General features: G+C 66.8%; 20 protein-coding genes. 11 read left to right on the top strand and 9 right to left on the bottom strand.

What is annotated here, in order from left to right:
* Positions 1-154: 154 nt before the first annotated feature.
* From ACLQI9_RS03420 to ACLQI9_RS03430, 3 genes are read right to left on the bottom strand one after another with little or no spacing between them, the layout of a single operon-like run.
* On the bottom strand, positions 155-1,867 hold the full coding sequence (locus ACLQI9_RS03420) for an alpha/beta hydrolase (protein WP_442376751.1): 1,713 nt from the start codon (positions 1,865-1,867) through the stop codon (positions 155-157).
* Between the two features lie 10 nt (positions 1,868-1,877).
* Positions 1,878-2,660 carry an enoyl-CoA hydratase gene (locus ACLQI9_RS03425; RefSeq protein WP_442376752.1) on the bottom strand — a complete coding sequence of 261 codons (783 nt, stop codon included), beginning with the start codon at positions 2,658-2,660 and terminating at the stop codon, positions 1,878-1,880.
* A gap of 13 nt (positions 2,661-2,673) precedes the next feature.
* Positions 2,674-3,711, bottom strand: a complete 1,038-nt coding sequence (locus tag ACLQI9_RS03430; protein WP_442376753.1) for an enoyl-CoA hydratase/isomerase family protein — start codon at positions 3,709-3,711, stop codon at positions 2,674-2,676.
* Positions 3,712-3,929: 218 nt separating this feature from the next.
* Here ACLQI9_RS03430 and ACLQI9_RS03435 point away from each other — a divergent pair, with 218 nt between their 5' ends.
* Positions 3,930-4,781: a Bax inhibitor-1/YccA family protein gene (locus ACLQI9_RS03435; protein ID WP_442376754.1), complete on the top strand. Its 852-nt coding sequence runs from the start codon at positions 3,930-3,932 to the stop codon at positions 4,779-4,781.
* A 68-nt stretch (positions 4,782-4,849) separates the two neighbouring features.
* Here the strand turns inward: ACLQI9_RS03435 and ACLQI9_RS03440 are convergent, their stop codons facing one another.
* Both ACLQI9_RS03440 and ACLQI9_RS03445 read right to left on the bottom strand, forming a co-directional pair.
* On the bottom strand, positions 4,850-6,067 hold the full coding sequence (locus tag ACLQI9_RS03440; RefSeq protein ID WP_442391032.1) for an acetyl-CoA C-acetyltransferase: 1,218 nt from the start codon (positions 6,065-6,067) through the stop codon (positions 4,850-4,852).
* A gap of 169 nt (positions 6,068-6,236) precedes the next feature.
* Positions 6,237-7,199: an SGNH/GDSL hydrolase family protein gene (locus ACLQI9_RS03445; protein ID WP_442391034.1), complete on the bottom strand. Its 963-nt coding sequence runs from the start codon at positions 7,197-7,199 to the stop codon at positions 6,237-6,239.
* Between the two features lie 237 nt (positions 7,200-7,436).
* Between ACLQI9_RS03445 and ACLQI9_RS03450 the strand changes: the two genes are divergently transcribed.
* The 4 genes from ACLQI9_RS03450 (at position 7,437) to ACLQI9_RS03465 (ending at position 12,071) form a co-directional block, all read left to right on the top strand.
* Positions 7,437-8,489, top strand: a complete 1,053-nt coding sequence (locus ACLQI9_RS03450) for an alpha/beta hydrolase fold domain-containing protein (protein ID WP_442382220.1) — start codon at positions 7,437-7,439, stop codon at positions 8,487-8,489.
* 101 nt (positions 8,490-8,590) lie between these two features.
* Entirely contained in the window at positions 8,591-9,985 is a 1,395-nt protein-coding gene (locus ACLQI9_RS03455) for a cystathionine beta-synthase (RefSeq protein WP_442382219.1), read from the top strand.
* A gap of 48 nt (positions 9,986-10,033) precedes the next feature.
* Positions 10,034-10,807: an RDD family protein gene (locus ACLQI9_RS03460; RefSeq protein WP_442382218.1), complete on the top strand. Its 774-nt coding sequence runs from the start codon at positions 10,034-10,036 to the stop codon at positions 10,805-10,807.
* Between the two features lie 79 nt (positions 10,808-10,886).
* Positions 10,887-12,071, top strand: coding sequence for a cystathionine gamma-synthase (locus tag ACLQI9_RS03465; RefSeq protein WP_442382217.1), 1,185 nt, complete (start codon positions 10,887-10,889; stop codon positions 12,069-12,071).
* A 7-nt stretch (positions 12,072-12,078) separates the two neighbouring features.
* On the opposite strand, the gene ACLQI9_RS03470 is transcribed toward ACLQI9_RS03465, so the two are convergent.
* The 3 genes from ACLQI9_RS03470 to ACLQI9_RS03480 form a co-directional block, all read right to left on the bottom strand.
* The gene (locus ACLQI9_RS03470) at positions 12,079-12,756 is read right to left on the bottom strand and encodes a GOLPH3/VPS74 family protein (protein WP_442382216.1); all 678 of its coding nucleotides are present in this window, start codon (positions 12,754-12,756) and stop codon (positions 12,079-12,081) included.
* 43 nt (positions 12,757-12,799) lie between these two features.
* Positions 12,800-13,294, bottom strand: coding sequence for a transcription elongation factor GreA (greA, locus tag ACLQI9_RS03475; RefSeq protein WP_442382228.1), 495 nt, complete (start codon positions 13,292-13,294; stop codon positions 12,800-12,802).
* Positions 13,295-13,550: 256 nt separating this feature from the next.
* The gene (locus tag ACLQI9_RS03480; protein WP_442382215.1) at positions 13,551-13,985 is read right to left on the bottom strand and encodes a DUF4307 domain-containing protein; all 435 of its coding nucleotides are present in this window, start codon (positions 13,983-13,985) and stop codon (positions 13,551-13,553) included.
* A gap of 129 nt (positions 13,986-14,114) precedes the next feature.
* Between ACLQI9_RS03480 and mca the strand changes: the two genes are divergently transcribed.
* From mca to ACLQI9_RS03500, 4 genes are all read left to right on the top strand, one after another.
* Complete coding sequence (gene mca / locus ACLQI9_RS03485) at positions 14,115-14,987, top strand: mycothiol conjugate amidase Mca (protein WP_442382214.1); 873 nt, start codon at positions 14,115-14,117, stop codon at positions 14,985-14,987.
* A complete protein-coding gene (locus ACLQI9_RS03490) occupies positions 14,984-15,283 on the top strand; it encodes a hypothetical protein (protein ID WP_442382213.1) in 300 nt (99 codons plus the stop codon). The genes mca and ACLQI9_RS03490 overlap by 4 nt, the downstream gene beginning before the upstream one ends.
* A complete protein-coding gene (locus ACLQI9_RS03495) occupies positions 15,270-17,330 on the top strand; it encodes a thioredoxin domain-containing protein (protein WP_442382212.1) in 2,061 nt (686 codons plus the stop codon). The genes ACLQI9_RS03490 and ACLQI9_RS03495 overlap by 14 nt, the downstream gene beginning before the upstream one ends.
* A gap of 82 nt (positions 17,331-17,412) precedes the next feature.
* The gene (locus ACLQI9_RS03500) at positions 17,413-17,784 is read left to right on the top strand and encodes a nuclear transport factor 2 family protein (RefSeq protein ID WP_442382227.1); all 372 of its coding nucleotides are present in this window, start codon (positions 17,413-17,415) and stop codon (positions 17,782-17,784) included.
* A gap of 9 nt (positions 17,785-17,793) precedes the next feature.
* On the opposite strand, the gene trhA is transcribed toward ACLQI9_RS03500, so the two are convergent.
* The gene (gene trhA / locus ACLQI9_RS03505; protein ID WP_442391037.1) at positions 17,794-18,552 is read right to left on the bottom strand and encodes a PAQR family membrane homeostasis protein TrhA; all 759 of its coding nucleotides are present in this window, start codon (positions 18,550-18,552) and stop codon (positions 17,794-17,796) included.
* A gap of 77 nt (positions 18,553-18,629) precedes the next feature.
* Between trhA and ACLQI9_RS03510 the strand changes: the two genes are divergently transcribed.
* Positions 18,630-19,424, top strand: a complete 795-nt coding sequence (locus ACLQI9_RS03510; protein WP_442382210.1) for a (2Z,6E)-farnesyl diphosphate synthase — start codon at positions 18,630-18,632, stop codon at positions 19,422-19,424.
* Positions 19,425-19,444: 20 nt separating this feature from the next.
* Entirely contained in the window at positions 19,445-20,806 is a 1,362-nt protein-coding gene (locus tag ACLQI9_RS03515) for a hypothetical protein (protein ID WP_442391038.1), read from the top strand.
* The last annotated feature ends 173 nt before the right edge of the window (positions 20,807-20,979 follow it).

A 20,979-nucleotide genomic window follows, 5' to 3' on the forward strand; every position in this document is an offset into this window, starting at 1 on the left:
ACTCCCTTCACCGTGTCCCGAATAACATTCCTTAATCGGGCCCCGAATTACTGATGTTTCCACGTAACGGGTCGATTCGATAAGAATTCATCAAGGCGTAACGTCTTTCAGACATCCGACACCCGTCCCACACCCAGCGACTACTCGCCGAACGTCAGGTGTCGCTGGCGTGCAGCAGCGGGCGCAGTTTCTCGGTCTTGGCCGGCGTCCACCCCGGCGGCTCCAGCACCGCCGCCCAGCCGTTGGCCACGTCGGCGACGTAGACATGACCGTGCCCCTGCGGTACGTCGACGGCCACCGCCATGTCGGCCGACACCTGCAAAAACGTCACCACCGGGATCCACGCGGTCTCGGGAAGCACGTCGTAGCCACGTTTTTCGCGTAACCAGTCGGGTTTGCGGAACAGCAAGTCGGGATTCCACCACGCAATGGGGTCGGATGCGTGTTGCAGATAGACCACCCGCGGGTGATGCCACGTCGCGTCCGGGCGACCCAGGGTGTCCGGACGGGCTACGAACCGCACGTTGCCTCCGTCGTCGTAGATCGGCAGCCATTCCGGCGAGCCGCGATCGCGGGTCTTGGTGAGGTCGGTCCAGATGGTGTTCTGGAAGGTCGGCCCGGAAAACAGCGCACCGTCGGAGCGGGCCAGCACATTGTTCAGGCTCATGAACGGCGCTTCGCCGCCGAATGAACCCAGGCTTTCGCCGAACACGACAAGCTTGGGGCGCTGTGCTTCCGGCAGCTCGCGCACCAGCCGGTCCACCGCCTCGAACAGCGCCTGGCCGGCGTGGCGGGCGTTCTGTTTGTCCACCAGAAACGACAGCCAGCTGGGCAGGAACGAGTACTGCATGCTCACGATCGCGGTGTTGCCGTTGTACATGTACTCGAGCGCATCGGCTTCCGCCTCGTTGATCCAGCCGGTGCCGGTGGTGGTTCCGACCGCGACGACGGCGCGGCGCAGTCCGCCGGTGCGCTGCAACTCCCGCGCGGCCTCCTCCGCGGTGGCGGTGAGGCCGTCGGCGGATTCCAGTCCGGCGTAGGCGCGGATCGGTTCGGTTGCCGGGGCGCCGTTGAAAGCGGTGAGCTGGGCGACGGTGGGCCCGCCCTCGACGAAGATGCGGCCCTGATGTCCCAGCGATTCCCAGGACACCAGCGACTGCGGCCCGCCGGAACGCAGCGGCGTCTTCGGCGCGGCGGTGTCGGGATTCATTTCGTTGTTGACCGTCTCGAATGTGTTGTTCAGTGTCCGCATCGCGAATTTCACCACCACGCCGTTGAGCAACGCGATCGTCAACGCCACCAACAAGAACACCACGACGACGGCTGAAACCCGCGGCGGCACAAAGCGATCCAGTCGGAGATCCAGGAATCGGATCAATCGTCGGATGAGCTGGCCGATCTCGACCACTGCGAACAGTACGATCAACGACAGCGCGGCGGACAGTGGGTAGTCGAACCATTTCAGGTGCGCAACTCCCATCAAATCGCGCACCCGGTCCTGCCAGACGTGAAACGAAATCACCATCGCGACTATGCCGACCGCACCGGCGACGAGCAGGACCAGCCACGCCCGGCGCGGTGCTGGTGGGCTGGAGTCTTGTGACCGCATGTAGCGGACCAGCCATACCCCGAAAACCCCGAGGGCATACCCGGTCGCCCCGGACAGGCCGCTGACCAAACCCTGAAACAGCGGCCCGCGTGGCAACAGCGACGGCGTCATCGAAAACCACAGGAACACCAAGCCGACCGCGGTGCCGGTGAAGGTGTAGTGCCGAATCCACCACGGTTTCTTGCCGGCCACGGGGGCGGCCGGTGGTGGCTCGGCTACGTCCGCTGCGCCGCTGGGCCCGCCGGCCGGCTCGCTCATCACAGCATTCTCAGCGATGGGTGAAGTTGGCAGGCCGTTTTTCGATGAATGCCGCCATCCCTTCGGACTGGTCGTCGGTGGCGAATGCCGAATGGAACAGTCGACGTTCGTAGAGCAGCCCCTCGGCCAACGTGGACTCGAAGGCGCGGTTGACCGCCTCCTTGGCCATCCGGGCCGCCGACCGCGACATCTGCGAAATCGTGGTAGCGACGGCTTTTGCCTCGGTGAGCAAATCGTCGGCGGGCACTACCCGCGACACCAGGCCGCTGCGCTCGGCCTCGGCGGCGTCGATGGTGCGGCCGGTCAGAACCAGGTCCATGGCCTTGGCTTTGCCGATCGCCCGGGTCAGCCGCTGCGAACCGCCCATGCCGGGCAGCACGCCGAGTTTGATCTCCGGTTGGCCGAATTTCGCTGTGTCGGCTGCGATCAGCAGGTCGCACATCATCGCCAGTTCGCAGCCACCGCCCAGCGCGTGTCCGGCCACCGCGGCGATCGTCGGCGTGCGGACGGCGGCCAGCTTGGCCCAGGGCGCGAAGAAGTCGCCGTCGAAGACGTCGGCGAACGCCAGGTGCGACATTTCCTTGATGTCGGCGCCGGCGGCGAATGCTTTCGCCGAACCGGTGATGATGATCGCGCCGATGCCCGAATCGGCGTCGAATTCCGCTGCAGCGCTGGTGACTTCATGCATCACCTGGCTGTTGAGCGCATTCAGCGCCTGCGGCCGGTTCAGCGTGATGGTGCCGACCCGCTCGTCGCGTTCGACCAGGATGGTTTCATACGCCTTTTCAGTCACTGGAGCTGCCCTTCTAAAACTTCAGATCGTCGTCGACCGGTGCGAAGTATGCGTCGACGTCGGCCGCGGTCACCTGCCCCAGCGATGCCGGCGACCACTTCGGATTGCGATCCTTGTCGACCAGCTGAGCCCGGATGCCCTCCACCAGATCATCTGAACGCAGCGACGCGCACGACACCCGATAGTCCTGGGTCAGAACATCTTCCAGCGTGTCCATCTTGGCGGCACGGCGCACCGCCTCCAGCGTCACCGACAGCGCGATGGGGGAGCGGGTGGCGATTAGGTTAGCAGCGTCGTTGGCGGGCCCGGCGTCATGGCCACGCAGTGCGGCGACGATGTCGGCAACGGTGTCACCGGCATAGCACTGGTCGATCCAATCACGTTGCGAAATAAGGCTACTCGGCGCTGGTTCGATGGCATGGGCGGCCAGAGCCCGCTCGACGCCGTCGGCGACGATGGCGTGGCTGAATGCGTCGAGTTTGTCGTGCGGAACAAAGTGATCGGCGAATCCCAGTGCGATGGCGTCGGCGCCGAAGAACGGCGCACCGGTGAGTGCGGCGTGCAAACCCAGCGACCCCGGCGCGCGCGACAGCAGATAAGCGCCGCCGACGTCGGGGATGAAGCCAATACCCACCTCGGGCATGGCGATCTTGGACGTGTCGGTCACCACCCGGGTGTTCGCGTGTGCGCCCACACCCACACCCCCGCCCATCACGATGCCGTCCATCAACGACACGTAAGCCTTCGGGAAACGGCCGATCTGAGCGTTGAGCAGGTACTCGTCGCGCCAGAACCGCCGCGCCGCGACCCCGTCGGCGCGGGCGCTGTGATAGATCGCCACCACGTCCCCGCCGGCACACAGGCCGCGCTCCCCGGCGCCGGAAAGCACCACCACACCGACTGTCGCGTCCTGCTCCCATCCGGCAAGAACCGTGCTCAGCTCGTCGACCATGCCCTGGTTCAGCGAGTTGATCGCCTTGGGGCGATTGAGCGTCACAAAACCGACACCATCTTCGACGCGGCTCAAAATATCGTCGGATTCGTCGGTCACGCGTGTCGTCTCCCCTCGATGAATGCCGGTTCATTGCTGGTCAGGACTTGACCAGCAATCTAGATCGTTACCCGCATCGGAGCGCTCGCGGGTAAGGTTTATCTAGAGTAGGTCCAGCCGTCACCGAGTAAAGCCTCCGCCGGGAACACGGCTGGACTACGGTTCGTTGATCAGTTGTTCACGCAGCTCGAAGTCACAGCTCAAGAGAGGATCCGACGGTGCGGGAGACTAGTAACCCGGTATTTCGCTCGCTGCCCAAGCAGCGGGGCGGATATGCGCAGTTCGGGACTGGCGTCGCGGGCGCCGCGACCCAATATGGGCATGAGGCGGACCCCTATGCTCCGTATGTCGACCAGCGGGCAGGCGTTGCCCGGCCGCTGACCATTGACGACGTCGTCACCAAGACCGGGATCACCCTGGCTGTGCTCTCGGCGGTGGCTGTCGTCTCCTACTTCATGGTGGAGGCCAACCTCGCGCTGGCCGGCCCGTTCACCTTCATCGGTGCTTTCGGTGGGCTGGCGCTGGTGCTGATCGCCACCTTCGGGCGCAAGCAGGACAGCCCCGCGATCGTGCTGACGTACGCGGCCTTGGAGGGGCTGTTCCTGGGAGCCATCTCCTTCCTGCTCGCCCACTTCTCGGTGTCGACCACAAATGCCGGTGTGTTGATCGGACAGGCGATCCTGGGCACTCTCGGCGTTTTCGTAGGGATGCTCGTGGTCTACAAAACCGGCGCCATCCGGGTCACCCCGAAGTTCACCCGGATGATCGTCGCCGGCCTCTTCGGTGTAGTGGTCCTCATGCTCGGCAACCTGGTGCTGGGGATGTTCGGCGTCGGCCACGGCGAGGGGCTGGGGCTGCGCAGCGGTGGTCCGTTGGCCATCATCTTCTCGCTGGTCTGCATCGGTTTGGCCGCGTTCAGCTTCCTCATCGACTTCGACGCTGCCGACCAGATGATCCGCGCCGGGGCTCCCGAGAAGGCGGCCTGGGGTATCGCGTTGGGCCTGACCGTGACGCTGGTCTGGCTCTACATCGAGATCCTGCGCCTGCTCAGTTACCTACAGAACGACTAGCGACCGGAAAAAGCCGGCACGGGGTCACGTGCCGGCTTTTTCGTGCGCGGGGTTTAGCCGTGCGGGGTTTAGCCGAGCCGCTCGATCACCATCGCCATGCCCTGGCCGCCGCCGACGCACATGGTCTCCAGGCCGAACGTCTTGTCGTCGGTGGTCAGGTTGTTCAGCAGCGTGGTCGCGATCCTGGCGCCGGTCATGCCGAACGGGTGGCCCAGAGCGATCGCTCCGCCCGACACGTTCAGCTTGTCCTCGTCGATGCCCAGTTCGCGGGCGGAGCCGAGCACTTGCACCGCGAAGGCCTCGTTGATCTCGAACAGATCGATGTCTTTGATCGACAACCCCGCATTCGCCAGCGCCTTCTTGCTCGCCTCGATCGGTCCGAGGCCCATGATCTCCGGGGACAGGCCGCTCACCCCGGTGGCCACGATGCGCGCCAGTGGAGTTAGGCCGAGTTCTTTGGCCTTGGTGTCGCTGGTGATCACCACCGCGGCGGCGCCGTCGTTGAGTGGGCAGGCATTACCCGCGGTCACGGTGCCGTTGGGTCGGAACACCGGTTTGAGCTCGCTGACCTTCTCGTAGGTGGTTCCCGGTCGCGGACCGTCATCGGTGCTGACCGTGGTGCCGTCGGGGAGGGTGACCGGTTCGATCTCGCGCTCGAAGAACCCGCTCTTGATCGCTTCCTCGGCCCGGTTCTGGCTGCGCACCCCCCAGTGGTCCTGGTCTTCTCGGCTGACTCCGGTGAGTATGGCGACGTTTTCGGCGGTTTGACCCATCGCGATGTAGATATCGGGCAGTGCCTCATCTTTGCGGGGATCGTGCCAGTCGTCGGCGCCCTCGGCCGCTTCGACCGTGCGCTGCTGGGCCTCGTCGAACACCGGGTTCTTGGTATCCGGCCAGGAGTCCGAGTTGCCCTTGGCGAACCGGGAAACCGTCTCCACGCCGGCGGAGATGAAGGCGTCGCCCTCACCGGCCTTGATCGCGTGGAAGGCCATCCGGATGGTCTGCAGCGACGACGAGCAGTATCGGTTGACGGTGGTGCCGGGCAGGAAGTCGTAGCCGAGTTCGACGGCCACGACGCGGGCCATGTTGAAGCCCTGCTCACCGCCCGGCAGGCCGCAGCCCAAGATCAGGTCCTCGATTTGGTGCGGGTTCAGCGCGGGAACCTTGTCCAATGCGGCCCGCACCATCTGCGCCGCCAGGTCGTCGGGCCGCATGCTGACCAGCGACCCTTTCATGGCGCGGCCGATCGGCGAACGGGCGGTTGAGACGATGACGGCTTCGGGCATGACGGCTTCCTCCGGTGGGGTGTGGTCTGGACCCGAATCTAGCCCGGTGACGACGCGGGCCGCGTAGCGGCCTGAGGTGGGGCACGCCCCTCGCCGCTGCGCGGCTGGGGGTACCCCCACCCGCTTGCGGGGGAGAGCCGGGCAATCAGTTCTAGCTCGGGGATCGGATCTAGCCGGAGGCAGGTACGACGAGGGGTGCCGGCACACCGGTCGTGGGCCGTCGCCACAGCCGCGAGATCAGCGCGAGAGTCGGAGAGCCGGAACCGGCCTCGGTGGCGGCTGCCGACAGCAGAGCCGGCTCGCCGGCCCATTCGCCGAGCGCATTACACAGCGCCGGCAGCAGCTGGCTCGCGGCGAGCGCATATCCGGCCGCCGACGGATGAAACTGATCTTCGGACAGCATCAATTCGGGTGCATGCCGAAACTCTGCGCTGAGCAATGAGGCCAGCGGCACCGGCACCCCACCCGCCGCCCTGACCGCAGCGGACTGGGCGCGGGCCAGCCGCAGACCCCGGGTGCGTACCGTCCACCGCAGCGGCTGTGGGATGGCCGTGACCACCCCGAAATCGGGGCAGGTGGCGACGACGACAACCGCGCCGCTGGCGCACAGCCGCCGCACCGCTGCGCCGAGCCGCCGTGCGGAGGCGCCGATGCCGTTGACTGCGGTGACGTCGTTGGCGCCGATCAAGATCACCGCCGCGTCCGGCGGCGGACCGGCCACAAACATCGCGTCGACCTGGCCGGACAAGCCCTTCGATGTGGCTCCGACGATCGCTTTGGTGCTCAACCGGATGCATTTGCCGCTGTGGTCAGCGAGTCCGCGCGCGATCAGCACACCGGGAACTTCCTCCGTGGTGCGACAGCCATACCCGGTTGCCGTCGAGTCGCCGAAAATCATCAGGTGCAGGTCGAAGGGCGTCCCGCGTTCCCAGCGCTGCACGGGACCGCCATCCGGGGCGTAGACGCCGTCCGCCCGGGGCGGAACGTCCCACGATTTCGGGATGACGCTGCGCGCTTTCTCGGCCTGGCCGATCAGCAGGTTGCGGGCGCCTAAGTAGGCCGTGCCGGTCGACGCCAGCGCGCCCGCGGCGGCCAGCGCAACCATAGAGCCTCGCGGCGCGCGTAGTACCACGTGATCAGTTTATGTCGCCCGCGGCCGGGGTCCAGGGAGCGGAGGGTCGACACGATTACGGGACGGATCAATTCCGGTATCGAATCAGACTCTTTGATTGTTGAACTTCTCAGAGGTGTCAAGCTAAGTTTGCGAGGTTGGCTGAGTGCTAGGCTGGCTACGCCCACTGGGCTAGCAGCTGAACCTGATGCTCCGCTACTTCGTCGACTGACTACAACGACGTAGGAAGTGTTGAGCATGACCGCACCTAGCAAGGTTTCGGGCTCGCCCCGTAACGCAATTCGCGCCCGTGATGCGTTGCGGGCATACAGGTTTCCAGTCAGCGATGGCGCACCCGTCGAGGTCGTCGAGAGCGGCCCCAGCCTTCCCGGAATGGTCGCGTCGCTGGCATGTCGTCTGACCATCCGGCCCGCGTTGGCGGTGTGCAGCTATATCCCGCATATGCCGTGGCCGTTCGGTCTCGTCGACTTCGCGTCCCGGGTGTTGCTTCCCGCCCCAGGAACCATTCGAGCGACGGTCGAGTTTCCGCACGCCACCGCGCAGCTGGTGCGCGCGCCCGGCGTGTTACCGGCCGACGGCAAGCGACGTGTGGTGCTCTACCTGCACGGCGGCGCGTTTTTGACCTGCGGGGTCAACTCGCACAGCAGAATCGTCAACGCATTGTCGAAGTACGCCGACTCGCCGGTACTGGTGGTCAACTATCGGCTGATCCCGAAGCATTCGGTCGGTATGGCGCTGGACGACTGCCACGATGCCTACCGTTGGCTGCGGCTGCGCGGATACCAGCCGGAGCAGATCGTGCTGGCCGGCGACTCGGCCGGCGGTTATCTCGCTCTTGCACTGGCGCAACGGCTGCAGCAGCTCCACGAGGAACCGGCTGCGCTGGTGGCGATCTCGCCGTTGCTGCAGCTGGCCAAGGAGCCCAAGCAGGCGCACCCCAACATCAAGACCGATGCGATGTTTGGATCGAAGGCGTTCGATGCATTGATCGCGCTGGTCGCCAGGGCCGCGGCCAAGCGCGTCGTCGACGGAAAGCCCGAGCAGCTCTATGAGCCGCTTGACCACATCGAGCCCGGCCTGCCCCGGACGTTGATCCACGTGTCCGGATCCGAGGTGTTGCTGCACGACGCGCGTTTGGCCGCCCGCCGGCTGGCGGCGGCCGGCGTGCCGACCGAGGTCCGGGTCTGGCGCGGCCAGATGCATGACTTCCAATTGGCGGCACCGGTGGTGCCCGAGGCGACGCGCTCGCTGCGGCAGATCGGCGAGTACATCCGCGAAGCCACCGGCTAGTGCCGATTGCCCGGCTCGCCCCCACCTCGGACCGGTGCCCGGCCCGCACCGTTGCCGGGCGTGCTCGCGCGCGGCGTCGCAGCACCTGAGACCATGAACGCATGCGGATCGCGCGCCACATCAGTGAACTCATCGGCAATACTCCACTAGTTCAGCTGAACTCGGTCGTGCCGCCGGGGTCCGGCAGGGTCGTGGCCAAGGTCGAGTACCTCAACCCGGGCCTGAGCAGCAAGGACCGGATCGCGGTGAAGATGATCGACGCCGCCGAGGCCAGTGGCCAGCTGAAGCCGGGCGGCACCATCGTCGAGCCCACCTCCGGAAACACCGGCGTCGGATTGGCTCTGGTCGCCCAGTATCGCGGCTACCGTTGCGTGTTCGTCTGCCCCGACAAGGTCAGCGAGGACAAGCGGAACGTGTTGCGCGCCTACGGCGCTGAAGTGGTGGTATGCCCGACGGCGGTACCGCCCGACCATCCGGACAGCTACTACAGCGTGTCCGATCGGCTGGTCACCGAAATCGACGGTGCTTGGAAGCCCGATCAGTATTCCAATCCGCAGGGCCCGGCCAGCCACTACGAGACCACCGGCCCGGAGATCTGGGCCGACACCGACGGCCAGGTCACCCATTTCGTTGCCGGCATCGGGACCGGCGGGACGATCACCGGCGCCGGTCGCTACCTCAAGGAGGTCTCGGGTGGGGGCGTCCGCGTCATCGGCGCCGATCCGGAAGGTTCGGTGTACTCCGGCGGCACCGGCCGGCCGTATCTCGTCGAAGGGGTAGGGGAGGACTTCTGGCCGGCGGCCTACGACCGCAGCGTCCCCGACGAGATCATCGCGGTGTCCGACTCCGATTCGTTCAACATGACCAGAAGGCTGGCCCGCGAGGAGGCCATGCTCGTCGGCGGCTCCTGCGGGATGGCGGTGGTGGCCGCGCTGAAGGTGGCTGAGCAAGCCGGGCCCGACGCACTGGTCGTGGTGTTGCTGCCCGATGGCGGTCGCGGCTACATGTCGAAGATTTTCAACGACGCCTGGATGTCGTCGTACGGGTTCCTGCGCACCAGGCTGGACGGCTCGATCCAACAGTCGACGGTAGGGGATGTGCTGCGCGGGAAAACCGGCGTGCTGCCCGACCTGGTGCACACCCACCCGTCGGAGACGGTCCGCGACGCGATCGGCATCCTGCGCGAATACGGGGTGTCCCAGATGCCCGTCGTCGGCGCCGAGCCGCCGGTGATGGCCGGCGAGGTGGCCGGCAGTGTGTCTGAGCGCGAACTGCTTTCCGCCGTCTTCGAGGGCCGCGCCAACCTGGCCGACGCCGTCGGGATGCACATGAGTCCGCCGCTGCCGATCATCGGAGCCGGCGATCTGGTCAGCTCGCTGGCCAAGGCGCTGCGGGACTTGGACGCCGTCATGGTGGTCGAGGAGGGCAAGCCCGTGGGGGTCATCACCCGGTATGACTTGTTGGGTTTCCTCTCCGATGGCTCGCGACGCAAGTAGCGGGACGGCCGACAGGCAAATTACTTCGGGTAGCAAACCACTGCGCCCGTGGCGTGGCTCGGCGACGGCGGTCGACGGCCGCCACACATCGCGGCCCGCCGAAGCGTTCCTGGCGGCAGCCCGGTCGCCCCGGTTCTCGGGTACCGTAATGCAGCCCAGTCCAGCAAATCCTGCGCAGAGGGAAAGCCGTCCATGACCGACCAACCGTTCCCGCCGCCTCCGCCGCGTGGTGGCGAGTACCCGCCGCCGCCGCCGTCCGCCGGCGGGTACGCGCCGCCGCCGCCCGGGCCGGCAATTCGCAGTCTGCCGAAGGCGGCCTATACGCCGTGGTTGACTCGGGTTGGGGCATACCTGATCGACAACCTGCCGTTCGCGGTCATCCTCGGCGCCGGCTGGCTGATCCTGCAGAATTCGGTCGACACCGCATGTCTGACCGACATCACGCAGTACGACGTCGACCAGATCTGCTCCATCGGGTACTCCACGGTGGGTGTGACGGTGATGTGGGGGGCAGTGCTGGTGGGGTTCGCCTATTTGGTCTGGAACTACGGCTACCGTCAGGGCACCACCGGATCGAGCATCGGTAAGTCGGTGCTGAAGTTCAAAGTCGTCAGCGAAAACACCGGGCAACCGATCGGTTTTGGATTGTCCGTGCTGCGCCAGATCACCCACACCGTCGATGGCGTCATCTTCTACCTCGGCTACCTGTTTCCGCTGTGGACCGCCAAGCGCCAGACGCTGGCTGACAGGATCATGGCGACGGTGTGCCTGCCCCTCGAGCAGACGGCGCCCGACGCGACGTCCGAATTCGAGCTGGGGTAGCCGCCGCCATCACGTTGGCGCCCAATGGGCTTGGCATCGCGCCCGGCCGGCATGATCGTGATGGCTAGGCTGATCGTCGATGAGCAACCAGCGCAGCGCACCCGCAGGCGACAACGAGCATTTCGAAACCGCCGGGCTCGCCACCAAGGCCATCCATGCCGGCTACCGACCTGATCCGTTGACCGGCGCGGTCAACGCGCCGATCTACGCCAGCAGCACCTTCGCCCAGGACGGGGTCGGTGGTCTGCGCAGTGGATTCGAGTACGCGCGCACCGGCAACCCGACCCGGGCCGCGCTGGAGACCGCGTTGGCCGCCGTCGAGGCCGGTAGGTTCGGCCGGGCGTTCGGTTCCGGAATGGCGGCCAGCGACTGTGCGCTGCGGGCGGTGCTGCGCCCCGGAGACCACGTGGTGATTCCCGACGACGCCTACGGCGGGACGTTCCGGCTGATCGACAAGGTGTTCACCGGGTGGGGTGTGCAGCACACCCCGGTCGCGCTGTCCGATCTCGACGCGGTCCGTGCGGCGGTCACCCCGCGCACCCGGTTGATCTGGGTGGAAACACCCACCAACCCGCTGCTGTCCATCGCCGATATCGCGGCCATCGCCGAGCTTGGCACCGAGCACTCTGCGAAAGTGTTGGTGGACAACACGTTTGCGTCACCGGCGCTGCAGCAGCCGTTGACGCTCGGCGCCGACATCGTGTTGCACTCGACCACCAAGTACATCGGCGGCCACTCCGATGTGGTGGGCGGCGCCCTGATCACCAACGACGAGGAGTTGGACGCGGCGTTCGCGTTCTTGCAGAATGGGGCCGGCGCGGTGCCGGGACCGTTCGACGCCTACCTGACCATGCGCGGCCTCAAGACGCTGGTGCTGCGCATGCAGCGGCACAGCGAAAACGCCGCCGCGATAGCGGAATTCCTCGCCGGGCAGCCATCGGTGAGCGGGGTGTTGTATCCGGGTCTGCCCACTCATCCCGGCCACCAGATCGCGGCGCGGCAGATGCACGATTTCGGCGGCATGGTGTCGGTGCGGATGCGGGGCGGACGCAGCGCCGCCGAGGCGCTGTGCGCCAACACCAAAGTGTTCATCCTGGCCGAGTCGCTCGGTGGAGTGGAGTCGCTGATCGAGCGTCCCGGTGCGATGACCCATGCATCGACCGCGGGTTCCCAGTTGGAGGTGCCTGACGATCTGGTGCGGCTATCGGTGGGCATCGAGGACATCGCCGACCTGATAGCCGATCTCGACCAGGCGCTGCGCTAGTCGCCGCTCATCCGGGTGGAGGGTATTTCAACGCATCACGGATGGCTGCTGTTGTCACAGCCAAGTTGACTTCGGCCAGTTCCGGTTCAGACTCGCGCACCCAACTACCGCTGGCGATATCACCCGCCCGGCTCAGCACCCACTCCCAACCGCGGTCGTTGAGGCTCAGAACCGCACCCAGCCCAGCGATCGTGTACAGCAGCGAGATCACGGTCGCCGTCGCCGGGTCCGGCTTGTTGTCGTCGAACAGCGCGGACATCATCGCCGCACGAATCTGAGTCACCCGGGTGCGATCGACCAACGGCCACGCCCGTGGACGCCGAATTCCCTTGGTCTGCAGGCGAACCTGCTGTATCTGACCGCTGCGCTCCAGCTGCCACAGCACCGCCGCCGGAATGCCGCGTCGCAGCTTGGCAATCGCCGCGGCCGGAGTGATCGGACGACGCAGCAGCAGGTTCAGCGCCGGTGCCATCACCGGATCGGCCGGATCCGGCCCGCTCAGCACGACCAGCCGTCCCGCTTCCACCGGTTCGCTGTCGACCGCCGGCCGGATCCGGCAGGCGTGCGCCAGGTCCAGCAACACTGCAGCGCTGACGACGCGCCCGTGGCGCGCCCGGTCCAATGTTGGCTGCGCCGAGGCGTTGTCGAGCAACAGCAAGACCAAATCCTCGGCGATGCGCGCCATCAGCCGATTTGATCTCGCTCTATATTTCCGACCGGTGCCCTAATCAGGCGTGGTACGGCTCCGCGCTGATCAACGTGACCTTCACGGTGTTGCCGTTGGGCACGGTGTAGCTGCGGGTCTCGCCCACCTTGGCGTCGATCAAGGCACCACCCAGCGGTGAATTGGGCGAATAAACCTCAAGCTTGCCGTCGTTGACGCCTTCCTGGCGGGTGGCGATCAGGAACGTCTCGCTGTCGGACTTGTCGCCGTCGTAGTAGACCTTGACCACCGAACCGGGTAGTGCCACGCCGGACTGCTCGGGAGCCTCACCGACCTTCGCGTTGTTCAGCAGGTCCTGCAGTTGACGGATGCGGGCCTCCTGCTGGCCCTGCTCCTCGCGAGCGGCGTGGTATCCGCCGTTCTCGCGCAGGTCCCCCTCCTCGCGGCGGTCGTTGATTTCCTCGGCGATGACCGGACGGTTCGCGATCAACTGATCGAGCTCAGCCTTGAGTCGATCATGTGATTCCTGGGTCAACCAGGTCACCTGAGTGTCCATCATCTCGTCGTGCTCCTTGCGTCGGTTCCGCGGCATCCGCGTCGTTAGGTTGTCCGTCTTGCTGCCGGGCGGTTCCACCGCGTGTCCTGCCGACCCCAGTAATCGGGCGGACCCCCTGCGCGGCGCACATGGCCGCTAATGCAGCAATACACGGTCCCAGCTGGAACCGTGCGTCCGAACACCTTACCACCGCCGCTGCGGACGCCGAATACATTTTCGCAGTTGAGCGTTTGCCAGAGGTTGCAAGCATCCCGCGCGGTCAGGGAGCGCGCAGGTAGCCCGGCACGTCGGTGCCGCAGCCGTAAACGTCGCCCATCGCCGGCGGCTTGCTGGACTTGACGATGGTCGTCACCTGCACCGTTGTCTCGGACGCCGGGGGAACCAGCACCTCACGCCGACCCGTCTCACTGCCGTCTTTCGCGCGCACCCGCACGATGCAGTCAACCGGCCGCGACGGATCCGATCGCGTCACGCTGATCGTTACCGATACCGTCTCCTGGTCGATCAGCCGATAGCCGGCCAGCGTGCCCCGGACATCGCTGCGGCCCAGCCGTTGATAGCCGATGACGGCGACGACGATCCCGGCGGCGAGACCCAGCACAGCCAGGGCAATGACGACCCGACTTCGCGATGCGCGGGGCAACCCGCCCCGCCCGTAGCGGGCCTGCGGCTGCTGCAGTGAACCTTCGGTCATGTGTCTCGCGGTACGTGCCAGGTGATCAGGTTTCGGGCCCCGGCACCCGGGATGAAACTATTAGGACTGGAACTATAGAGCCTTAAATCAGGTCGACGAACAAAGAACAGCACGCGGGACAGGGAGCACGTGAGCGAACTGCGTTTGATGGCGGTGCACGCCCACCCGGACGACGAGTCCAGCAAGGGCGCTGCCACCCTCGCCCGCTACGCGGACGAGGGCCACCGCATGCTGGTGGTGACCCTCACCGGAGGCGAGCGCGGCGAAATCCTCAACCCGGCGATGGACCTGCCCGAAGTGCACGGACGCATCGCCGACATCCGCCGCGACGAGATGGCCAAGGCAGCCGAAATCCTCGGCGTCGAGCACACCTGGCTGGGCTTCGTCGACTCCGGGCTGCCGAAGGGGGACCCGCCGCCGCCGCTGCCCGAGGACTGCTTTGCGCTGACCCCGCTGGAGGTGTCCACCGAGGCGCTGGTGCGGGTGGTGCGTGAGTTCCGCCCGCACGTGATGACGACCTACGACGAGAACGGCGGCTACCCGCACCCCGACCACATCCGCTGCCATCAGGTGTCGGTCGCCGCATACGAAGCGGCCGGTGACTATCGGCGGTTCGCGGACGCGGGCCCGGTGTGGACGGTGCCCAAGCTGTACTACAACCACGGCTTCCTGCGGCAGCGGATGCAGATGCTGCAGGACGAGTTCGCCAAGCGCGGCCAGACCGGGCCGTTCGAGAAGTGGTTGAAGCACTGGGATCCCGCGCACGATGTCCACGCCGACCGGGTGACCACCCGCATCGAGTGCTCGGCGTATTTCAGTCAACGTGACGACGCGCTGAGGGCCCACGCCACCCAGATCGATCCCAAAGGGGATTTCTTCGCGGCCCCGATCGCATGGCAGCAGCGGCTGTGGCCCACCGAAGAGTTCGAGCTGGCGCGCTCACGTATTCCGGTGCATCTTCCCGAGAACGATCTGTTCGCCGGACTCGAGGCGGAGCAGTGAACCAGCTTGCGCTTGCCGCCATCCGGGTGCTGGCCGACTTGCACGCTGACGGCGCGCCGCACAACAGCGGACCGGATTTCGGCAAAGCCAGCCCGTTCGGGTTACTGGTGGTGGTGCTGCTGCTCATCGCCACGGTGTTTTTGGTGCGCTCGATGAACCGGCACCTACGGAACCTGCCCGATTCCTTCGACCCGCAGAACCCGGGCCCGGACCAGGCCGTCGACGACGGGACGATCGGCGCCGATCAGCCGACCAAGGGGGAAGCCGACGATCGATCGCCACATGAGCCCGTCTGAATCTTCCGGGGAGAACATGCTCGCCGGGGCGGCCAGTCCCTACCTTCGCCAGCACGCTGACAACCCGGTGCATTGGCGGCAATGGTCGCCGCAGGCGCTGGCCGAGGCCGCCGAACGCGACCTGCCGATCCTGCTGTCAGTCGGCTACGCCGCATGCCACTGGTGTCACGTCATGGCCCACGAGTCGTTCGAAGACGACGAGGTGGCCGCAGCGATGAACGCGGGGTTCGTGTGCGTCAAAGTCGACCGGGAGGAGCGGCCCGACATCGACGCCGTCTACATGAACGCCACCATTGCGCTGACTGGGCAGGGCGGCTGGCCCATGACATGTTTCCTGACGCCCGACGGGCGCCCCTTCTTCTGCGGCACTTACTATCCCAAAGCCAGCTTCCTGCAACTGCTTTCGGCGGTAGGCAGCACCTGGCGTGATCGCCGTGACGAGGTCGAGCAGGCCTCCGATCACATCGCAAGCGAATTGCGATCGATGGCTGGGGCACCTCCGGGGCAGCCCTCCGGCGGCCCGGAGGTGGTCGCGTCGCTCTGCAATGACGCCGTCGCGGGCGTTCTGCGCGACGAGGACACCGTGCACGGCGGTTTCGGCGGCGCACCGAAATTCCCGCCGTCGGCGTTGCTCGAAGCGCTGCTACGGAACTATGAGCGGACCGGCTCATCGGGCGCGCTGGATGCGGTTCGGCGCACCGGCACCGCGATGGCCCGTGGCGGAATCTACGACCAGCTGGCCGGCGGGTTCGCCCGCTACAGCGTCGACAACGCCTGGGTGGTACCGCATTTCGAGAAAATGCTCTACGACAACGCGCTGCTGCTGCGTGCCTACGCGCATTGGGCCCGCCGAACCGGGGATGAGTTGGCGCGCCGGGTCGCCGGCGAGACCGCACGTTTCCTGCTCGACGAGTTGGCCGAGGCCGACATGTTCACCTCGTCGCTGGACGCCGACGCCGACGGCCGGGAGGGTTCGACCTACGTCTGGACGCCCACGCTACTGACAGAAGTGCTCGGGAGCGACGACGGCCGCTGGGCCGCTTCGGTTTTCGGAGTCACCGAGGCGGGCACTTTCGAAGCCGGCGCATCGGTGCTGCAGTTGCCGAGCGATCCCGACGACTCGGGCCGGTTCGACCGGATCCGGACCGCCCTGCTGGCCGCCCGGCTCACCCGGCCGCAGCCGGGACGCGACGACAAGGTCGTCACCGCCTGGAACGGATTGGCGATCACCGCGCTGGCCGAGGCCAGTGTGGCGTTGGCCGCGCCCGAGTTGGCCTACGCCGCAGCGCGATGCGCGACCGCGCTGGTCGGGCTGCACGTGGTGGATGGCCGGCTGCGCCGGGCCAGCCTGGGCGGGCGGGTCGGTGAGAGCGCCGCGATCCTGGAAGATCACGCCATGCTGGCCACCGGGCTGCTGACGCTCTACCAGTTGACCGCCGACGATGCCGGGCTGACGACGGCCGCCGACCTGCTCGATATTGCGTTGGCGCACTTCGCCGATCGCGACCGGCCTGGCCGCTGGTTCGACAGTGCCGACGATGCCGAGCGGCTGTTGTTGCGGCCCGCCGACCCGCTGGACGGTGCGACGCCGTCGGGCGCGTCCTCGATCGCCGAAGCGCTGCTGACCGCGGCGCATGTGGTCGGCGCGGAACGAGCCGACCGCTACCGGCAGGCGGCGGCCGACACGCTGCAGGCACGCTCCCCGCTACTGGCCCGGGCTCCGCGCTCGGCCGGCCATTGGCTGGCGGTCGCCGAATCCGCGGTGCGCGGGCCGTTGCAGATCGCGGTGGCCTGTGACCCGACGGGATCGCCGCTGCTGGCCGACGCGCGCAGACTCGCGCCCGGCGGGGCGATTGTGGTCGGCGGCGCAGCGGGGTCGTCGGAGCTGCTGGTCGGCCGCGACCGAGTAGCCGGTGCTGATGCTGCGTATGTCTGCCGCGGCCGGGTCTGCGACCTGCCGGTTACCACAGCCGAGGATCTGGCGGCGGCGCTTGGGCCCGACGACGATGCGGGCCGTGAAGCGGCCCGAGGAGAAGTCGGGCAATAGGCGCCCGACGACGATGCGGGCCGTGAAGCGGCCCGAGGAGAAGTCGGGCAATAAGCTTGTGCGCCACGGTAGCGTGCGTGTCATGCCGAGCCCTGAGCAGATCGCCGACACCGTCAACCGCTATATCGGCCTGATCGCCAAGGGCAGCGCGGACGACTTGGTCGAGTTGTTCGCCGACGACGCCACCGTCGAGGACCCGGTCGGGGGCGAGGTCCAAGTCGGCCGGCAGGCGATCCACGGCTTCTACTCGGCCGTCGAGAACGTGGAACGCGAATGCGAGTTGGTGACGCTGCGGGTTGCCGGCAATGAGGCGGCTTTCCAGTTCCGGTTGACCGTGATTGCCGGAGAGAGCCGGATGCTGATCGAGCCGATCGATGTGATGGCGTTCGGTGACGACGGCAAGGTGACCGCGATGAAGGCCTACTGGTCGGCCGAGAATGTCACGCAGCTTTAGCTCAAGCGATCACGCCGGGTGGCCGACGTAGAACACCGCGAGCCACACGGCGATGTAGTGGCAGATCGCGGCTACCGCGGTGCAGGCGTGGAAGAACTCGTGATAGCCGAAGGTGCTCGGCCACGGGTCGGGCCAGCGCAGCGCGTAAAGGATTCCGCCGATGCTGTACAGCGCGCCGCCGACGACCAGCAGCACCATCGCCGCCACCCCGGCCGCGTGCATGATCGCCGCGACGTAGAACGCCGCCACCCAGCCGAGCAACAGGTAGAGCGGCACACCGACCCAACGCGGCGCGGTCGGCCAGCACATTTTGAGCAGCACACCGGCAATCGCGCCGCCCCACACGATGTACAGCACCAGCATCCCCGCGTCATGCGGCATCGCCAACAGCGCGAACGGCGTATAGGTGCCGGCGATCAACACGAAGATCATCGAATGGTCGAGCCGTTTCATCCATGTCCGGACGGTCGCCGATTTCCAGGTGACTCGGTGATAGACGGCGCTGACGGTGAACATCCCCACCACGGCTCCGGTGTAGACGAAGGTCGCCAAACCGGCTTTGAGCCCTGCCAGCGGCCAGGACACCGATATCAGCGAAGCGCCGGCGGCGACGGCGACGACCGCCGACACCAAATGGATCCAGCCGCGCGCCCTTGGCTTGGTCAGCGCGTCCGCAGCAGACTGTAAAGCCTGACCGGCGACCTGCTCGACTGCCTTGGCCGGCCCAGAAGTGCCAGGCTCGGTGGCCACGTTTGCCTCGTGGGTCAATATCCCTCCTTGATCCCTCCCTGCCTTTACGGCCGGATCGCCGGTGAGCGCTGCCGTCCACAGTAATCTGGATCCCTGTGGAGATCATCCCGCCGCGCCTCAAGGAACCGCTCTACCGGCTTTACGAGTTGCGGCTGCGGCAAGGCCTGGCCGCCTCCAAACCCGCGCTGCCACGCCACATCGCGGTGTTGTGCGACGGCAACCGGCGGTGGGCACGCAGCGCCGGATACGACGACGTCAGTTACGGGTATCGAATGGGCGCGGCCAAGATCGCCGAAATGCTGCGCTGGTGCCAAGAGGCGGGCATCGAAATGGCTACTGTCTATTTGCTTTCCACCGAAAACCTGCGCCGCGATCCCGCCGAACTGGCTGCGCTCATCGAAATCATCACCGATGTCGTCGAGGAGATCTGCGCGCCCGCCAACCGCTGGAGCGTGCGCACTGTCGGGGACTTGGAGCTGATCGGCGAGGAGCCCGCGCGACGGCTGCGTGACGCCGTCGAGCGCACGTCGGCCACGGCAAACGCGGGCTTTCACGTCAACGTCGCGGTCGGCTACGGCGGCCGCCAGGAAATCGCCGGCGCCGTCCGCGCACTACTGGCCAAGGAGATCGCCAACGGAGTCAGCGGCGAGGAACTCGTCGAGGCCGTCACCGTGGACGCGATCTCGGAGAACCTGTACACCTCCGGGCAGCCTGACCCCGACCTGGTCATTCGGACGTCGGGGGAGCAGCGGCTGTCCGGGTTCTTGCTATGGCAAAGCGCCTACTCGGAGATGTGGTTCACCGAAGCGCACTGGCCCGCATTCCGCCGGGTCGATTTCCTGCGTGCATTGCGCGATTACAGCTTGCGACACCGCCGCTACGGCATCTGACGGCGTGCCACACTGAAAGCATGGCTGCGCTGTCGGCGTTGGTGTTTTCGCTGAGTTGGTGGCTGGGGCTGTATCTGTTGGCCCGCGACCCGCGCAAGCCGGTGCTCGCGTTCTCGGCGATCGGCCTGTGCAGCTTTGCGACGGCGGTGGCCCTGGATGCGGTTCGGCTCGTCACGCAATCCGCGCTGCTCGGCCACGTCGAGATCTACCTGGTTGCCGTTCCCGGCGTGGCCTGGTTTGCGGTGCTTGTCGAGCTGGCCCGGCCAGGTGACGGCGGGCGGGCACGCACCGGTGAAGTGTTGCTGGTCGGCGCCGTCGGTGCGCTGACGCTGGTCGGCGCGACGCTGGCCGGCACCGTGAGCGGGCCGCTGCGGCTCGGCCACGTCGTGATGTGCGTGGTGATCTCGGTGTCGACGCTGGGCGCAATGATCGCCGCGCTGCGGCGTAGGGCGCAGAAGATCCCGGTGGTCGGGCTGGTCATCACGGCAACGATGTTCTTTGCGCTGGCCAACGCCATCTTGATCATTCCGCTGGGCGTGGTGCCCAGCTGGCTGGCGTTGGCGTCGACGGGTTGCGACGTGCTGGGCCTGGGTGTGGCGGTGGCGCTGTGGGACGCGTTCGACGAGGGCCAGGCGCTGCGCGCCGACATGCTGCGCTCGTTCACCGGTGCTGGCGCGGTCGTCTTGCTGCTTGGCGGCCAGATGCTGATCGCCATCGCGTTGACCCGCCAGCAGACCACCGCGCAGATCGCGCTGACGGTGTTGCTGTTCACCAGCTTGGCGATCGCGACCTCCGTGCAGGTGCTGGCCGACCCCCTGGCCGGGCTGCTGGACCGGCTGGTGTTCTCGCGATCGCCGTTGCTGCGCGCGCACCGGGAGACGTTGCGGCGCACGCAATCCGCGCTGCCGCTGGTCTCCGCCGATCCGCTCGACGACTTCGACGAAGACACCTTCGCCCGGCTCACCCGTCGGGCGTTGGGCCACTACGGCGACCTGTCCAAGCTGGTCGCCAGCCCGCTGACCGCGCTGCCGGCCATCGACGAGCGGCTGGCCGCCCGCGGGGCGCCCGACCAGCCGCTGGAGCGGGCTATCGAGCTCAAGGCGCTGCTGGCGGACCGCATCGCCCGGCTCAAGCCACGCGACGGCGGCGACTTCGGCACCACCGAGCAGTGGCGCTACTACAACGCCCTGTATTTCCCCTACGTCGTGGGCGTGCGCGCGTACGCGCAGAACGCCACCGCCGCCGGCCTGGACGCAACGGCTCGGCAGGCCTGGCAGTGGTTCGTCACCGAGGTGCCGCAACGTTCGCTGCACAACTGGCAGAACGCCGCGGCCCGACTCATCGCCGCCGATCTGCGCGGCCGGGTGGCCGTCTCCAGCTAGCGGGCAATAAGACCGCCCGGCGACGATGCGCGCCGTGAAGCGGCGCGAGGAGGAGCTGGGCAATAAGACTTAGCTCGGCTAGCCAAGGAATACGTGGCCTAGGTCACTCTGTTGACCTGCGCATGGCAGTGCTTGGCAGTGCTACGCGTCGATCTGGCAGTCCCAGACCGGCA

This window comes from Mycobacterium sp. (assembly GCF_052143115.1).
Lineage (GTDB): Bacteria > Actinomycetota > Actinomycetes > Mycobacteriales > Mycobacteriaceae > Mycobacterium.

What these genes read in the sequence shown, in the direction of transcription:
- ACLQI9_RS03420 (WP_442376751.1), bottom strand. Translation starts at nt 1,867, where the DNA reads ATGAGCGAGCCGGCCGGCGGGCCCAGCGGCGCAGCGGACGTAGCCGAG.
- ACLQI9_RS03440 (WP_442391032.1), bottom strand. Translation starts at nt 6,067, where the DNA reads ATGCCCGAAGCCGTCATCGTCTCAACCGCCCGTTCGCCGATCGGCCGC.
- ACLQI9_RS03450 (WP_442382220.1), top strand. Translation starts at nt 7,437, where the DNA reads ATGACCGCACCTAGCAAGGTTTCGGGCTCGCCCCGTAACGCAATTCGC.
- ACLQI9_RS03455 (WP_442382219.1), top strand. Translation starts at nt 8,591, where the DNA reads ATGCGGATCGCGCGCCACATCAGTGAACTCATCGGCAATACTCCACTA.
- ACLQI9_RS03465 (WP_442382217.1), top strand. Translation starts at nt 10,887, where the DNA reads ATGAGCAACCAGCGCAGCGCACCCGCAGGCGACAACGAGCATTTCGAA.
- ACLQI9_RS03470 (WP_442382216.1), bottom strand. Translation starts at nt 12,756, where the DNA reads ATGGCGCGCATCGCCGAGGATTTGGTCTTGCTGTTGCTCGACAACGCC.
- greA (WP_442382228.1), bottom strand. Translation starts at nt 13,294, where the DNA reads ATGATGGACACTCAGGTGACCTGGTTGACCCAGGAATCACATGATCGA.
- ACLQI9_RS03480 (WP_442382215.1), bottom strand. Translation starts at nt 13,985, where the DNA reads ATGACCGAAGGTTCACTGCAGCAGCCGCAGGCCCGCTACGGGCGGGGC.
- ACLQI9_RS03495 (WP_442382212.1), top strand. Translation starts at nt 15,270, where the DNA reads ATGAGCCCGTCTGAATCTTCCGGGGAGAACATGCTCGCCGGGGCGGCC.
- ACLQI9_RS03500 (WP_442382227.1), top strand. Translation starts at nt 17,413, where the DNA reads ATGCCGAGCCCTGAGCAGATCGCCGACACCGTCAACCGCTATATCGGC.
- ACLQI9_RS03515 (WP_442391038.1), top strand. Translation starts at nt 19,445, where the DNA reads ATGGCTGCGCTGTCGGCGTTGGTGTTTTCGCTGAGTTGGTGGCTGGGG.